Source organism: Bacillus sp. TSO22 (assembly GCF_020223595.1).
GTDB lineage: Bacteria > Bacillota > Bacilli > Bacillales > Bacillaceae > Bacillus > Bacillus inaquosorum.
Map to the genome: position 1 here is coordinate 331,033 of NZ_JAHAWO010000015.1, position 15,502 is coordinate 346,534.

The 15,502-nt window shown below is 40.9% G+C and carries 18 protein-coding genes and 2 pseudogenes; 12 read left to right on the forward strand and 8 right to left on the reverse strand.

The window, feature by feature from the left end:
- Positions 1-172: 172 nt before the first annotated feature.
- The 5 genes from desR to KHQ79_RS21565 form a co-directional block, all read right to left on the reverse strand.
- Positions 173-772 (reverse strand): two-component system response regulator DesR, encoded by a 600-nt coding sequence (gene desR / locus KHQ79_RS21545; protein WP_060398819.1) that lies wholly within the window; start codon positions 770-772, stop codon positions 173-175.
- An 18-nt stretch (positions 773-790) separates the two neighbouring features.
- Positions 791-1,903 (reverse strand): two-component sensor histidine kinase DesK, encoded by a 1,113-nt coding sequence (gene desK / locus KHQ79_RS21550; RefSeq protein ID WP_088110764.1) that lies wholly within the window; start codon positions 1,901-1,903, stop codon positions 791-793.
- Positions 1,904-2,024: 121 nt separating this feature from the next.
- Positions 2,025-3,083 (reverse strand): Delta(5) desaturase DesA, encoded by a 1,059-nt coding sequence (desA, locus tag KHQ79_RS21555; RefSeq protein WP_225516874.1) that lies wholly within the window; start codon positions 3,081-3,083, stop codon positions 2,025-2,027.
- A gap of 164 nt (positions 3,084-3,247) precedes the next feature.
- The gene (locus KHQ79_RS21560; RefSeq protein ID WP_225516875.1) at positions 3,248-4,225 is read right to left on the reverse strand and encodes a S66 family peptidase; all 978 of its coding nucleotides are present in this window, start codon (positions 4,223-4,225) and stop codon (positions 3,248-3,250) included.
- A 63-nt stretch (positions 4,226-4,288) separates the two neighbouring features.
- The gene (locus KHQ79_RS21565) at positions 4,289-4,786 is read right to left on the reverse strand and encodes an N-acetyltransferase (RefSeq protein ID WP_003241676.1); all 498 of its coding nucleotides are present in this window, start codon (positions 4,784-4,786) and stop codon (positions 4,289-4,291) included.
- A 169-nt stretch (positions 4,787-4,955) separates the two neighbouring features.
- Between KHQ79_RS21565 and KHQ79_RS21570 the strand changes: the two genes are divergently transcribed.
- Positions 4,956-5,738, forward strand: a complete 783-nt coding sequence (locus KHQ79_RS21570) for a VLRF1 family aeRF1-type release factor (RefSeq protein WP_225516876.1) — start codon at positions 4,956-4,958, stop codon at positions 5,736-5,738.
- A gap of 137 nt (positions 5,739-5,875) precedes the next feature.
- The gene (locus tag KHQ79_RS21575) at positions 5,876-6,412 is read left to right on the forward strand and encodes a DUF420 domain-containing protein (protein ID WP_003231280.1); all 537 of its coding nucleotides are present in this window, start codon (positions 5,876-5,878) and stop codon (positions 6,410-6,412) included.
- Between the two features lie 91 nt (positions 6,413-6,503).
- Here the strand turns inward: KHQ79_RS21575 and KHQ79_RS21580 are convergent, their stop codons facing one another.
- The gene (locus KHQ79_RS21580) at positions 6,504-7,139 is read right to left on the reverse strand and encodes a lysozyme family protein (RefSeq protein WP_225516877.1); all 636 of its coding nucleotides are present in this window, start codon (positions 7,137-7,139) and stop codon (positions 6,504-6,506) included.
- 234 nt (positions 7,140-7,373) lie between these two features.
- Between KHQ79_RS21580 and czrA the strand changes: the two genes are divergently transcribed.
- Positions 7,374-7,697, forward strand: coding sequence for a Zn(II)-responsive metalloregulatory transcriptional repressor CzrA (gene czrA, locus KHQ79_RS21585; protein WP_019258638.1), 324 nt, complete (start codon positions 7,374-7,376; stop codon positions 7,695-7,697).
- A gap of 25 nt (positions 7,698-7,722) precedes the next feature.
- On the opposite strand, the gene csk22 is transcribed toward czrA, so the two are convergent.
- Positions 7,723-8,268 carry a mother cell-specific sporulation protein Csk22 gene (gene csk22 / locus KHQ79_RS21590; RefSeq protein ID WP_133487262.1) on the reverse strand — a complete coding sequence of 182 codons (546 nt, stop codon included), beginning with the start codon at positions 8,266-8,268 and terminating at the stop codon, positions 7,723-7,725.
- Positions 8,269-8,476: 208 nt separating this feature from the next.
- Here csk22 and KHQ79_RS21595 point away from each other — a divergent pair, with 208 nt between their 5' ends.
- From KHQ79_RS21595 to KHQ79_RS21630, 8 genes and pseudogenes are all read left to right on the forward strand, one after another.
- The gene (locus KHQ79_RS21595) at positions 8,477-9,415 is read left to right on the forward strand and encodes a helix-turn-helix transcriptional regulator (RefSeq protein ID WP_003241686.1); all 939 of its coding nucleotides are present in this window, start codon (positions 8,477-8,479) and stop codon (positions 9,413-9,415) included.
- A gap of 53 nt (positions 9,416-9,468) precedes the next feature.
- Positions 9,469-9,951, forward strand: coding sequence for a GyrI-like domain-containing protein (locus KHQ79_RS21600; RefSeq protein ID WP_225516878.1), 483 nt, complete (start codon positions 9,469-9,471; stop codon positions 9,949-9,951).
- Between the two features lie 76 nt (positions 9,952-10,027).
- Entirely contained in the window at positions 10,028-10,729 is a 702-nt protein-coding gene (locus KHQ79_RS21605; RefSeq protein WP_148981900.1) for an MBL fold metallo-hydrolase, read from the forward strand.
- Positions 10,730-10,733: 4 nt separating this feature from the next.
- Positions 10,734-11,309, forward strand: a complete 576-nt coding sequence (locus tag KHQ79_RS21610) for a TetR/AcrR family transcriptional regulator (protein WP_225516879.1) — start codon at positions 10,734-10,736, stop codon at positions 11,307-11,309.
- A gap of 77 nt (positions 11,310-11,386) precedes the next feature.
- Positions 11,387-12,130 carry a GNAT family N-acetyltransferase gene (locus tag KHQ79_RS21615; RefSeq protein ID WP_225516880.1) on the forward strand — a complete coding sequence of 248 codons (744 nt, stop codon included), beginning with the start codon at positions 11,387-11,389 and terminating at the stop codon, positions 12,128-12,130.
- A gap of 14 nt (positions 12,131-12,144) precedes the next feature.
- Positions 12,145-12,870 (forward strand): AraC family transcriptional regulator, encoded by a 726-nt coding sequence (locus KHQ79_RS21620; protein ID WP_080030907.1) that lies wholly within the window; start codon positions 12,145-12,147, stop codon positions 12,868-12,870.
- Between the two features lie 64 nt (positions 12,871-12,934).
- Entirely contained in the window at positions 12,935-13,267 is a 333-nt protein-coding gene (csaA, locus tag KHQ79_RS21625; RefSeq protein WP_003241699.1) for a chaperone CsaA, read from the forward strand.
- Positions 13,268-13,491: 224 nt separating this feature from the next.
- Positions 13,492-13,848 (forward strand): annotated as a pseudogene (locus tag KHQ79_RS21630) (hypothetical protein).
- Between the two features lie 65 nt (positions 13,849-13,913).
- Here the strand turns inward: KHQ79_RS21630 and KHQ79_RS21635 are convergent.
- Positions 13,914-14,518 (reverse strand): annotated as a pseudogene (locus KHQ79_RS21635) (ATP-dependent DNA ligase); the annotation flags it as partial.
- A gap of 309 nt (positions 14,519-14,827) precedes the next feature.
- Here KHQ79_RS21635 and xynA point away from each other — a divergent pair.
- Positions 14,828-15,469, forward strand: a complete 642-nt coding sequence (gene xynA, locus KHQ79_RS21640) for an endo-1,4-beta-xylanase XynA (RefSeq protein ID WP_003241809.1) — start codon at positions 14,828-14,830, stop codon at positions 15,467-15,469.
- The last annotated feature ends 33 nt before the right edge of the window (positions 15,470-15,502 follow it).

The following is a 15,502-nucleotide window of genomic DNA, read 5'->3' on the forward strand; positions in this document are numbered from 1 at the left end:
TTTAGAACACATTTATTTACTGTACATCCTTGCCGTACTTTTTCCATTTTCAATGGTTGTTATGCTTCTGACAGAATATAAACACGATCACAATCCGCAAGAGAATCTAACACCCTGAAACACGTAAAGCTGGGGTTACAAAAAGGATCTTGGGCAGATGCCAAGATCCTTTTTATTTAAACCAGCCTTTTTCCTTTGACCGAGTAATGGCTTCTATTCGGTTTTTCACTTCAAGCTTTTCCAGAATCATTGAGATATAATTTCGCACCGTCCCGCTTTTGATGCTGAGTTCCTGAGCGATTTCTTTTGTGTTTTTACCGTCAGCCACAAGTTCAAGCACTTCTTTTTCTCTATCTGTAAGAGGGTTAGCTTCGCTGTACATGTCCTCCATCAGCTCAGGTGCATAGATGCGTTTTCCCTTCATGACGCTTCGGATGGCGCTTGCGAGCTCTTCGCTCGGACTGTCTTTTAACAAATAGCCTTTAACGCCTGCTTTAATGGCTCTCTGAAAGTAGCCGGGTCTGGCAAAGGTGGTTAAGATTATAATTTTGCAGCCTGTATCCTTTAACTCCTCAGCAGCTTCAAGCCCTGTTTTTCCGGGCATTTCAATGTCCATAATGCATACATCAGGCTCATGTTTTTTGACAAAATCAACAGCATCTTGACCGGTTGTACCTTTGCCTACGACTTCCATATCGTCTTCTAAGTTTAGAAGTGATCCTAAAGCGCCCAGCAGCATTTGCTGATCTTCCGCAATAAATATACTAATCATGTAAGCCATCCTTTTTGTTTATTTTGAGTTATTAGGAATTGCCATGGTAAGCTTGGTACCGTTTTTGGTATCGATGTGAAGGCTCCCGTTTGCAAATTCAAGCCGTTCTCTCATACCGAGTAAGCCATGACCTTTTGAATAGAATTTTTCTTCTCCTTGGAATGTTCCATCGTCAGACACTGTAATGACAACTTCCTTCCATAGCTGCTGAATGTCAACTCGGCAAGTTTTAGCCTGACTGTGTTTGACGACATTTGTGACAGCTTCCTTTAAGCACATGCTCAAAATGTTTTCATTAAGCAATGAGATATTTTCGGGCCATTTCTCTTCTTCATAGATAAACGTAATGTCAGCTGCTTCGAGAATTTGTTTGATGTTGATCAGTTCATCCTTGAGCCGGATGCCTTTCATAGAGGATACGATCTTTCTTACTTCATTTAAAGAAGTTCTCGCTGTTTGCTGTACACTTTTCAGTTCACGTGCTGCTTGTTCGGGATCTTTGTATATCAATTTTCTTGCCAAGTCGCTTTTTAAACCAATAAGAGAAAGCTTTTGCCCAAGTGTATCGTGGAGGTCGCGGGCAATTCGCTGCCGCTCTTCTAATTTCACCAACTCGGCAATCCGTTCATTTGCATCCTCGAGTTTTTCTTCCAGCCGTTCGCGCTCCTTGCGGATTCTTATACTAAAGGGCAATAAAATCGCGCTGATGAGAGTAATAACGACGAAAGGAATTTGAGTCAGAAAGAATTCCTTTTTTAATACGAGGCTGAAATTAGCTGCGACGGCTGCGCTTATTAAATGGACGTAATATAAAATATGAAAGGGAACGCGGTCCTTTATGTTTCCAATAAAATACGCGATAAAAAAAGCAAAATAAATATAACTGAACAGCGTAATAGAGGCAGTTGAAATGCCAATTAACAAAAACGCCCACAAATAAATGGCCCAGCCTTTAGAGACAAAAGCAAATCGATATACCAAAAAAAATAAAAGCGTCAAAATGATGCCGACAATAATAACAAATGTTGAATTTGATTTCCATATAAAGTAGAAGGGGAGAATGAAAAATATCGTCCATATATAGGGCGTAATCCCGCTTAGTTTTTGAAATGTAAAATGCTTTTTAAACATAATATTACCTCATTTTCTGCTTTTCATCTTACATGTAACTTTATCATTGCGAAAGCCAGAATGCACCCTCGAACAATAAAAAGGAAGCCTTCTTGTGTATAAGAGAAGACCTCCTTCATTGTCAGGCGTTCTTCCGCAGCTTCTGTTTTTCTGTTGAATCAGGCGGAAGGCTGAAAGGTATATGTTTGATATCCCGAAATGACACAAATTGTTTTTTATCTTCATCCCAAAGGCGGAATGCAAGTGATTGCAGGCTTGTTTTTAAGGTGATTGTCGGTACATTTTTTAATGGTTCGTGATGTTCATGAGCAACTTCAAGCTTATAATTAGGCACTTTTGGACTTAAATGATGAACGTGGTGGTAACCGATATTGCCTGTCAGCCATTGAAGCAGTTTCGGAAGTTTGTAAAACGAACTGCCTTCCACAGCAGCCTGAACGTAGCTCCAGTTTTCATCTGCTTCAAAATAAGAATCTTCAAATGTATGCTGAACATAAAACAGCCACACACCGGTTGAACCTGAGATCAGAAAAATTGGGCCTTGCACCAGCAAAAACGATTGCCAGCCAAAGATCAGACAGCAAGCAGCAGCCAACGCCGCAATGGCCAGATTCGTAAGGTATGTGTTTACACGCTCCTTACGTCTTGCGCCTTTTTTGTTAAAACGGTTGGTGATTAGAAAAACATAAATCGGTCCGAGAATAAACATGATAAACGGATTTCTATAAAGTCTGTATGCAAGCTTTGTTCGTCTGGATGCAGCTTTATATTCGTTTACTGTTAACATCCAGATGTCACCCGTTCCGCGTTTATCCAGGTTGCTGCTTGTTGCGTGATGAATCGAATGGCTGTGCTGCCATTGAAGATACGGGAATAAAGTCAGAACACCTGTCAGAAAACCGAGAATATGGTTATAGCGCTTTTGTTTGAAAAATGATTGATGGCAGCAGTCATGGAAGATGATAAAAATTCTTGTCAAAAATCCTGCGGCAATTACTGTTAATGCTAACGTAAGGAGATAGGAGACGTTGAGGCTAAAATAAGCCAGAAACCACAATCCGAAGAAAGGAATAAACGTGTTCAAAAGCTGAATCAGGCTGTTTTTTGTTTCGGGCTTAGCAAAAGCGGCGACTTGCTTTGTAAGCTGTTTTTGTTTATGTGCAATGGTTTGTTCAGTCATAGTAAGTATCCTCTCATTGTGTGTCTCAGTTCAGTATACGCGAATGAGAGAAGTCCTTTGTAGTAGCACACATCATGCATCATATATGACATTTGTCATGTCCTCGTGCGTCTGCATAAATGTTTACGCTGAAAAAGCTTGTAAAAAAGAAATTTACAAGCTGATTAATGTTTATCGATCCATATTCGTGATGTACCAGAAACAGCTTCAATCCTGCATGTTCCCCCTATAGGAAACGTGGCAATTGGTGAGGTGTGTCCGGCATTTATATTTGCGATGATTGGGAGGCCGGATAATTCTTTTTTTGTTCCAATCATGGCTTTCACAAGATCTATTGATACGTTTGATGCTTTCTGAAATCTGCCGATCATAATTGCCTTAACATTTGAGAAGGAGGGAAGATGGATGAGTGATTGCAGATCGCGGTCAAACATGTGGATGTCTGACATATAATCATCTTCAATCAATAAAATGGTATGTTCTGTTTCAGGAAAATACTCCGTTCCCTGCAGCAAATTAAGTGTGCAAAGGTTTCCGCCAATCAAAGTGCCTTCCGCATAACCCTCTTGGATCACAACAGGGCCGTTATTAGGATAAAATCGCCTGTTTTCTTGATCCAAAAACCAGCGGTCATCGCTCCACTCGCTTGAAGGGTGAATCTCAAACGGATCGTCCGAAGCGCAGCAAGAAAGAAAATACTCTTTTGTATAATCGAGCCCTTTTTTCATTGCAAATGTTGAAAAGTGGGGACCTGAATAAGTAACAAGGCCCGTTTTTTGATAAATGGCGTTGCAAAGAGCCGTTATATCGGAATAGCCGCACAGAATTTTTGGATGCTGTTTGATTTTCTCGTAATCAAGATAACGAAGCAGCTGATTTGAATTGAAGCCGCCGAGTGTCGTTAAAATCGCTTTGACGTTTGGATCAAAAAAGGCTTCATGCAGATCATGAACTCTTGATTCGATAGAAGAGGAATCAAATTCGTTACATTCATTTGCATGTTCGGCGATAGTCACCCGATAACCTAAGCGTTCTAACGCCGTTTTTGCTTGAATTTTTGCTTCATTTGATAATATAGACATGCTGGTCGCGGGAGACACGATCCGGATTTCGTCTCCCTTTTTCAGTTTTGAGGCGTACATAGAATCCTCCATCAATGGTTTTACACCATTACAGCACATCTTGGCTCATTCTTCCAGACTTTTTTACAAATCAACCCACTTAATGCTGCCTGATTGTGTATCATGATCAACGCATACTTTGAATTGATGTTTTTCATAAAAATGAATCAGCCGGTCTACATGATTCCAGTCCCGCTTGGCAATGTCGCCGGTGACTTTCGGAATATTGTGGTCTCTGGCGATATCTTTTAAATATTTCATGCAAATGGAACCAAACCCGTGATTCGGAGGGCCTTTTATGTCGCCGATATGAATGACATCGTCCTTGTAAGAGGCTACAAGTGAAAAACAGCCTTTTCCTCTATAAGCCGTTTTACAATCGGTAAGCATAATTTTGCATGTTTGGCCATCATCAATCGAGGAAACAATCATCCACTCATCATGTTTCGATTGATCAATACCAAGCACTTTGGCATCTTTAGATAGATCCTTCATATTCTCCTGCATGCGGTAAATTTGAAATTCTAAATCATTTAGTTCTTCTTCAAGTTCTTGACGATTTTTTTCTTCAGCAGTAAACAAGATCAAACTCCTTTCAAAATCAGCTTAGAAACACAGTTATCAATTGTATTAGATGAGAAGGGCATTGTAAACAACAAATCCATTATTACTAGAATTTAGCGCAAAGTAAGGTTTGACCGTTTTTAAGAGAGGAAAAAGAAAACTAACCTGTGAAAAAGGAGGAATCGGAATGGCGATTGATTCATTGATTAAGAAATTACAGTATGTCCGATTGGAACCGCCGGATAAAATTCTCTCCCTATATCTCAATACAGACATGAGGGATCCAGATCAGCAGGGGGGAGAATGGAAAATTGTCTTAAAGTCGGGATTCGGCAGATTGAAAGAGTATTTGGCAGCAAGTGATCCAGAGGAAGAGAAGTGTCTGGATGGAATCAGAACGAAAATTGACCAATACCTCAATGAAATGGGAAAAGACATGCCCCGCAGTCTCGTATTTTTTGTTTCTGACAGCGGCATATGGGAACCAATTAAACTTCAAATCCCTGTAGAAACAAGATTTTACTGGGAAGAAACAGCTGTTCTGGATCAGCTGAAGGATCTGCGCCAAACGTACCCAAGTACGGCGTTTATTTTAACTCAGCAGCATGAAGTGAAAATTATTGAAACCGTTTTAGGTAAAATTGAGGCGGTGGAGCATTATGAGTATGATATCATCAATGAGTCTTGGGAGAATTGCCATTCCTCTGTAAACAAAGCGGCACCATTTGAAGAGAACCAAATGAGGGAACATGTAACGGAGAATCAAACGAGACTGTATAAGCGTCTGGCTGCCAATCTTGATCAAAAAGCTGCCACAAAAAGATGGGAACGAATGGTCATCGCCGGTGATAAAGAAACGGCCGATATCTTGGATCAGCATATGAATAAACCGATTCATTCAAAAATCCAAAAGAACCTGCTGAATGAAAATGAATATAAGGTCGTTGAGCATTTGATCAAGGAGGCATAAATCTAACACGGCCGGGGCTGAAAGCCGCCGGCCTTTGAAGTGTGTCTAATTTCTGACGAAGCAATCGAAAACGTTGACATCTTCTTTGAATTTGCATACGATTTGGATAGCCAGTACAAATTAGGAGAGGTCATCAAATGAATCAAACAGAAAATAAACCGAAAAATTATACGGGGATTGTCCTTACGCTGACAGTTCTGATTAACGGTTTAATCGCGGTGCTGTTTTTTATGCCTAAATTAGATCAGTTCAGCCATGCGAATATTCACATTTTGCCAATGCTGAATGCGATATTCAACAGCTTTACGTTTATCTTCTTATTGGCCGCGCTGATTATGATTAAACAGAAAAATATCAAAGCTCATAAACGCTTTATTTTAGCCGCTTTCACAACAACATTATTATTTTTGATTTGCTATGTTACTTACCATTCGATTGCGGAGAATACGCTTTATGGCGGAGAAGGTATTATGCGCCCGATTTACTTCTTTATTTTAATTACGCATATCTGCCTTTCTGCAATCATTGTGCCGCTTGCGCTGTTTACGCTGATCAGAGGCTTCAGCATGCAGGTGGAGCGCCATAAAAAAATTGCCAGATGGACAATGCCTCTATGGCTGTATGTAAGTCTTACAGGCGTTATTGTATATCTGATGATATCACCGTATTATTAAAAGCCATACTGAGTATGGCTTTTTTTGAGCTTGTAAACATGACAAAAGCCCAAATCAGTTTTTGGGCTTCTGTCAGTAAATTGATAGACTCCTATTCATGAGCCTTTGATTCCATGGTTTCAAGTGTTGCAACCTGCAAAGATTCTTCAACAGTTTTTGTTTTTTCTTTTACTTTTTCTGCATACGTGTAATCACCGTAGCAATACGGATAGCGGAAATTATTTGCATTTCCCCCGCAAGTATACAGCTCGGGATTTTTTTTGACTTGCTGCTCGGAGTATTGTTTTGCCAATTCCTCAGTATGCGTTCCTCCATGTTCAGCTACAAAATCAATATAACCTGCCCCCATGTTGTAGCTTTGAATTATTGTATCCAAATCTACACCTTTTTCCTTACCGGACTTGTACATGAGGGTAAATTGCTTGATGCCTTGTTTAACACTGAGTTGAGGGTCTGTTATCTCATTGCGTTTTAACCCCAGAGATTCAGAGGACTGCATGGGATCATTGCCTTTTCCTTTTGACTCCTGATACATCATGCCAAGTATGAGTGATGTATAATTAGAGAGTCCTTGGTTTTCAAGCTCGTCTTCCACCAGCGGTTTATAATCGGTTAAACGTTCCAAAACAATCGTTTTTGTATCGATCGGAAGTTTTTTGATTAAATCCCGGTTGAAAAAAAGCAAGACCAATAAAAAAGAGGCGATGACAAAGACAAAAATCATCATAAAACCCGCAGCAGCGAAACAGCCTTTTCTCTTTTTCTTTACTGTGTTTCACCCTCAATGTTTGGAGCAGTATGACCTTTTTATTATGACACAGAACGGTATATCAGACCAAGTAAAAACCTGATTTGAAACATAAATTTAAACTATGAGATTGAATTGGAACACGAGCAAGCTGGTTTGCACTCAAGCACATTTGTTATAAGATAAAACTATGAATAAAGAAAGGTGATACATATGACTGAATTTAGAGAAACGGAACGGACGGCTGCTGATCTGGACGAGGAGACGCTGTTTCTCGTCGCGCAAACATTCAAAGCGCTTTCTGATCCTACCAGAATCAGAATTCTCCATTTATTATCCCAGGGTGAACATGCTGTAAACGGAATTGCAGAAAAGCTGAATTTACTGCAATCCACAGTTTCCCACCAGCTTAGATTCTTAAAAAATCTCCGGCTTGTAAAATCGCGCAGAGAAGGAACATCTATTTATTACTCTCCGGAGGATGAACACGTTTTAGATGTTCTTCAGCAAATGATCCATCATACACAACACGATTAAAAAAGACACCCTTGCTTAATCGCTGCTAGCGGGCAAGGATGTCTTTTTCTTTATCGTGTCCGTTCTGATCGAGTTCGTTTCTGCTGAGTTTGATGACAAAAGAAGAAAACCCGATATAATAAACGGCTATCAGAAAAAAGACGCCAATTGTCAGAGGATCAGTTCCGATTGACTGACTGTAAGATCCAAGGCTGTTGAGATCAGGCGAGGTAAGATAAAGCTCTGTCACTCGATACAGAAATCTTGATAAAAATAAAGTTAAGAGAATCATTTCTACCCAAATATGAGTCCGAAAATAGATTTTTCCTCTGCGTTTTTCAAAGGAGATGTTTTTCTTAGCGAAAAAGACAAGGAGCCATCCGCCAAGAATGCCCAAAATGAGAGATCCATATAAAAAAGGGTGAGTGATGCTGAAGACCGAAAGACCAAAAGCAAACAGCGAGAAAAGAATCATACGGGTGAACAGCCAGTGAGGTTTCAGCGGCTGATATCCGATGGACCTTTTAATTTTTTTATACAGAAAAAAGATAATAATCATGGCAGGATAAACGCTCTGAAGTGTAAGATGCATGATGTGAAATCCCCTCCGTTGAGAAGTGTATGCTTATCCGGTTCGAAATAGTAGTTGAAATCAAATACTGAACATAAAAAAGAAGGGGAAACCCCTGCTTTCATAACATATGCGAGGTGTCTTTGGGCCGCATAATAGATATGCCCAAGCTTTATAAAAATGTTATGATTGAATTTGTTGGAAATGAAAAGAAGAAAAGGTGCACAGAATGAAACTGGAACGTTTGTTAGCGATTGTTGTGTTATTAATCAGCAAAAAACAAGTGCAGGCTGCTGAACTTGCTGAGCTATTTGAAGTATCCGTCAGAACAATTTACCGTGATATTGATACGATCAATAGAGCTGGTATTCCGATTGTGACCTCACAGGGCGCCGGGGGCGGAATTGGCATTATGGAAACGTATCGGCTTGAGAGAGAGTGGCTGAAAGAGGAGGAGCTGTTTGCGATTGCGTCCGCTTTGCAGAGTGTCTCTTCCATGTGTGAACCTGCTTCTCACAGCACAGCTTATCAAAAAATTAAGCACCTCATACCGGAGCAATCTGCTGAAGCATTTAAGCATCAAACAGAAAAATGGTTTATTGACATGACGGCTTGGGGCCATACTGAGGATCAAAAGGCACTTCGTGAGAAAATCAGTGCCGCCATCGATCAATTGTCAACGATATCATTTACATATACGAACGCAAGCGGGGAAACACTTCTTCGTGAAACAGAACCCTACACATTGGTTTGCAAGGCAGGGCGCTGGTATTTATACGCCTATTGTCTGGTTAGAAACGATTTTCGCTTTTTTAAACTTAACCGGATGAAAGATATGGCCATTTTACAAAATTCCTTTATCAGAAAAGACATTCAGCTGGATACCTTGCCGTGGGATAGGAATTGGTACGAAAAGGACCGTTTAACTGAACTGGTTATTCTTGTTCAGCAGCCAGCACGTCAGCGCATACGTGAATGGTTCGGATCTGAGGTTCTTCATTGTGATGAAGATGAAAACTGCCGGGCAGTGATTTCTCTTCCAGAAGATCAATGGCTGATCGGTTTTTTGCTGCAGTTCGGAAAGGATATTGAGGTTTTGGAACCCCTTCATATACGGGATAAAGTAAAAGATACCATTCATCAAATGCAAAAAGTATATGAAACCTGACACACTGCTGTCAGGTTTCTTTTTTTATAATCTAGGTAAAAAGGAGGGAACATATGAGTTTTTCACATATAACAGACTTAAAACAGAAACGGTTTGCCGGACTATCACAGCGGACAAGCAACGCATTGGAAATGACAGAAGAAAGGCGGATCCCGGCCCTATGGGATCAATTCTGGCAGCAGGATATGAGAATTCTTTTCTCACAGGCTGAAAAAGATCAAAGCATTATCGCCTTATATTCCAATTACGAACAGGAGACGAATGGGTTTTACACATTTTCAGTCGGAGCGTTTCAGGAGGACAGCGGGACTCTTCCGGAACCGTATGAAAACATTGATTTGCCGGCTTCCGCTTATGCCGTTTTCACTTCCAGAATCGGCCCTATTGAAGAGATTGTGTATGAAACGTGGAAGGAAATTTGGACTTGGGATAAGCGTCATCTGCGCACATTTACAGGCGACTTTGAGATGTATGATCAAAGTGCAGCAGTACCTCAACGTGCGAAAGTTAATATTTATGTCGCCATAAAAAATTGATAAACTCTTGAAAAACTAATGGTGTTAGTTATAATGAAACTAATACCATTAGTTTTTTGTTAGGGGGAATAAAAAGATGAGAGTTACCCAGAATCAAACGGTTTGGCAGCTGACTTTTTTTCCAGTTTTGTTTCCGGTCAATTGCTATTTAGTAGAGGAAGAAAACGAAGTCACCCTTGTTGATGCTGCAATTCCAGGCAGCTATAAAGGAATTATTCAAGCTGTAAATCAGCTGGGAAAACCGCTTCAGCATATTTTATTGACCCATGCACATGGGGATCATGTCGGATCACTGGATACATTGACACAAGCGTTTCCTCATGCAAAGGTGATGATCTCAGAACGGGATTCTTTTCTGCTGCAAGGTGATACATCCTTGCGTCATGATGAGCCGCAGACACCTATAAAAGGAGGTATTCCGAAACACGTGCAAACAAAGCCTCACCATCTGCTGACGGGCGGTGAAACAATTGGTTCTCTGCTTGCAATTCCAACACCGGGCCATACACCGGGCAGCATGTCATTTCTTGATACAAGAAACGGCATTATAATAGCAGGAGATGCATTTCAATTACGCGGAGGAATCGCTGTATCAGGCCAGGTAAAATGGACGTTTCCTTTTCCTGCCTTCGCCACATGGAATAAGGAGGAGGCCATCAAAAGCGCACAATTGCTCGCCGACAAGGCGCCTTCCTGTCTCGCTGTCGGACATGGGAATTTTCTGAGATCACCCTCAGAGCGGATGCGACAGGCGATACAAAAAGCAAAGAAAGGATGATAGCATGTCACCCAGAATAGGATTGAACCAAAAAATGATTGTAGACGCGGCAGCGGAGATTGCCGATCAGGAAGGCTTGAATAGTGTCACGCTTGCCGCACTGTCTAAAAAAATGAATGTTCGCCCTCCATCGCTGTATAATCATGTCAACGGGCTGCAAGCAATCAGAACAGAGCTTGCTGTCAACGGGCTGACAAAGCTTTTTGATCAAATGGCAGCCTCCGTAACCGAACAAAAGGGAGATGCCGCTCTGCTTTCTTTAGCTCATGCATATGTTGATTTTGCAGTTGAAAATCCCGGATATTATGAGGCGGCTTTGCTTAAGGTTCAGGACAACAGGGCGGAAATCGTGTCAGACCAAATTGTCCAGCTTGTGACGAATCTGCTCATTGAAAATAGATATGCATGCGAAAAGACTGCTATTCATGCGACAAGGGGGCTCAGAAGTTTGCTTCATGGCTTTACTGCTTTAATCGCAAAAGAAGCATTTGAACGTGAAGAGGATATTTCAGAAAGTCTGTCATTTTCAATTCGAACGTTTTTGTCAGGATTGTCAATTAACAATAAAAATGTTATGTAAACTAATAAATAGATGTCTTATATTTCTGAATATTGTATAATGTCATGGTAGTATACATAGGGGAGAGACATTATGCTATGGTTGACATTCACAAAATTGAGCAGTTAGCGGCAGCTTCATGGCCGTCTTATATTCAGAAAAGCATGGGACAATGGCTTCTCAGAGCCAACTTTGGTGTAACCAAAAGGGCGAACAGCGTATGGACTTCTGCGGGTATGCCTGAAGGAGATTTCCAGCAAGAGGCCGAGCATTTTTATAAAAGCTTAGGCTTGCCTGTTTGTTTTCATATCAGTAATGCATCTCCGAAAGGGCTTGATGACGCATTGGCAGCCAGGGGCTATGAAAAGGCAGACGAGTGTTTTCAGATGACAGCATTGGGCTGGGACATTATGAAACATACTGATGACAACAGCCGATTTACATACAAGTGGGAGCGGGAGCCGTCTTCTGATTGGATTGATAATTTTATTCAATTGGAAGACTTTTCACCGGAGCGGCATAGAGGTTATGCAAACATTTTCAAACGCATGCCGCCGTGTAAAACCTTTTTCACGATGTATGACCAAGGGAGCCTGACAGCGGTTGGAACGGCTTCTGTCATTGATGGCTATGGAGGACTCAGTAACATCGTTGTAGACAAGAAGCATAGAGGGAAAGGGGCAGGAACTCAAGTAATCAGGGTGTTGACTGAATGGGCAATCAGCAACGGAGCGAAGCACATGTATCTGCAAGTGTTGAAAGAAAACCTTGCGGCAGTTTCTTTATATGAAAAAATCGGATTTTCACCTATATCGGAACACCATTACCGGATCAAAAAATGACCAAAGGAAGGGGCTTGCTGATGGACTCGCTTCAAGAGATTATTTGCGAAAAACGGACATATACACGACTTTATCATTCACATAAGCACGCGTACAGCCAATTTCTTTTTCCGCTTGAAGGGAGTATTGATCTTGAGACGGAGGGGCGCGAGGTGACATTAAAGCCGGATCGGTTTTTATATATTCCGGCTGAGTGCGAGCATCGTTTCCGTTCAATCGGGAGAAATGAATGTCTTGTACTGGATGTTCCGCTATATGCGTTGAAAATTGATAAATTTCATGCAGGGTCGGGAATTGAAGCCTCACTTGATCCTTTCTGGTCTTCGATCAGGTACTTATTGACGGAGGAAGCAAAGGCCGGTACAGCAAACTCGCTGCATATGCTTGTTCAATACATAAAAGAAAAGCTGCAATCCCATACCTACGACTCAATTGCCTACATTCACAGCCATTTATCTGAGCGGCTGACGATTAAGAAGCTGGCAGAAATCGAGCATTACCACCCAGCCTACTATTCAAGCTGGTTCAAGAAGCAGACCGGGAAGTCTCCGCAGAGCTATATTGCCAATCTTCGTCTCGAGGAAGCGAAACGAATGCTGATAGAGAAAAAGGAAACCCTTACTAACGTGAGCGAGGCGCTGGGCTTTCAAAATCTATCTTCATTTACAAGATGGTTCACGAAAAGTACAGGCATGCCGCCCCGGCTATATCGAAATACCTTATATTCGGATAAAAAATGATGGTCCTTTGGTTAAACAAACCTCATACACCTCTTTTATAATAGGAGAAAAAGGAGTTATTGATATGGCAGTCATTGAAGATTTTGAGAAATTGGATATCAGAACAGGCACTATTGTAAAAGCGGAGGAATTTCCTGAAGCAAGAGTCCCGGCGATTAAGCTTGTGATTGATTTTGGAGCAGAAATCGGCATGAAACAATCAAGCGCGCAAATCACGAAGCGTTATCAGCCGCAAGATCTCATCAACAAGCAAATTATAGCAGTCGTCAACTTTCCGCCTCGCCGGATCGCCGGATTTAAATCGGAAGTGCTGGTCCTTGGCGGCATTCCCGGCCAGGGCGACGTCGTCCTATTGCAGCCGGGGCAGCCTGTCCCAAACGGCACAAAAATCGGATAACACAAAAAAGACGTTTGCCTTAGGCAAACGTCTTTGCGTATTGAGGCGATGCACCACACGCCACATTCGTGTGTGCCGCAAAGGGCATGTACATCGGCTTACACAATTCAGCTCATCGCTATATGAATATAGCATGGCGGCTGAAGGAATGCAAGGGTAACTTTTTAATTGTGAGTGAAATAGTTATAAAAACTATATTACCAAATCAAGAGCAAATAAAACGCATGAATGATATTAACGACCTGATAAAGCTTATCGGAAGCATTGATAGACGTATTTTCTTTTGTAAGTCAAAGGATCGTGTAGCTTATTCCAGATTTAAAACAAAGCTGTTCTTCGTTGATGATTACACAGGGGAAGACGTTTAGCCATACCAATTAGGCTATAGAGCAAATGGGTTTTCACATGGCGGTAATATTTGGGGGCTAATCAATAGCTTTAGACATTTCATCATCACAGGGAAATCCGGTGAATTAAGAGATTATAAAGAAATTTAGGTTTACAGCTATGAGGGATGTATGAAAACCCGTCAGACGGCAAAAGAAATAGGGTCCTTCGATGAATGGATGAAAACTAATTGATCCATGTACTAAATTTTCATTCAACTTTAAAGGGTTTTGCACTAAGGAGGTATGTAACGGAGAGATTATACTCTCCAGGATTCGAAGGAAGGGATGCGGAGTTTACCATGTTTAGTCTTAAATCTGTGCTTAACTTTACATAAGATAGGATCAATAAATACATATTCGTCAGATTCAGACTTTACTTGTTTCATAGAGTGGAACTTAGTTCGCTCTGCATGTTGCATAAATTCCATAAACCCAGTTGCTGTTCCATCAGGATAAGACAGATTATCCTTTTTGGTATAGCCGGTTATGAGAACTTCAGTGTAATCATAATTGATCACTTTCAGCCAATTATTTGAACGTTTATTAATTTCATAAGGGGATTCAACATTCTTGATTACGATCCCCTCTAAATTCTTTTCTTTGGCCAGATTGAAGTAAGCGAGTCCGTTTCCTTGAATTCCTTCAATAACAAAGACTTTAGGATGATTCAGTTCAAGTCAGTTGGAATTGTCTTACGTTCAGTGAGCGGCTTAGCTGCAATTGACTGACCGTCTTTGTAGATAACATCAAATACACAGTAAACAACTTTATGGGCTGATCTTTTGGACATAAAACGTTCCATAACAGCTTCAAAATCAGGAAGACCACCTGGAGCAGCTACAACGACTTCACAATCTCTAATGTATATCTCCTTTATACGAAATGGTTCGAATGCGGATTAATTACAGATATTACTCCATCAGATTTAGAAACAAGAATTGTGATTCTATGAAAAAAAGGATAAGGCTATGGTGGAGCAAGACCATTTATAATGAAATTTTTTAGGTATTTGTAATTAAATTACAAATATTATTAATATTCACTTATGAATTCGTGGTATTATTTTGAAGGGGACGATCAAAAGCTTTGGCGTTAGTAATTAAGAATGTTTTAAATATATACGAGTGCTACCTCATGTCAAAGTCAGAAAAAATATTATGGGAGGTAACATATGTTTAAGTTTAAAAAGAAATTCTTAGTTGGATTAACGGCAGCTTTAATGAGTATTAGCTTGTTTTCGGCAACCGCCTCTGCAGCTAGCACAGACTACTGGCAAAATTGGACCGATGGGGGCGGAATAGTAAACGCTGTCAATGGGTCTGGCGGGAATTACAGTGTTAATTGGTCTAATACCGGAAATTTCGTTGTTGGTAAAGGTTGGACTACAGGTTCGCCATTTAGGACAATAAACTATAATGCCGGAGTTTGGGCGCCGAACGGCAATGGATATTTGACTTTATATGGTTGGACGAGATCTCCTCTCATAGAATATTATGTAGTGGATTCATGGGGTACTTATAGACCTACTGGAACGTATAAAGGTACTGTAAACAGTGATGGGGGTACATATGACATATATACTACTACACGTTATAACGCACCTTCCATTGATGGCCCAAGCACTACTTTTACGCAGTACTGGAGTGTTCGCCAGTCAAAGAGACCAACTGGAAGCAACGCTACAATCACTTTCAGCAATCATGTTAACGCATGGAAGAGTCATGGAATGAACCTGGGTAGTAATTGGTCTTACCAAGTCTTAGCGACAGAGGGATATCAAAGTAGTGGAAGTTCTAACGTAACAGTGTGGTAACAGATCATCTTTAATCAGGGGTAGCTAACGGGC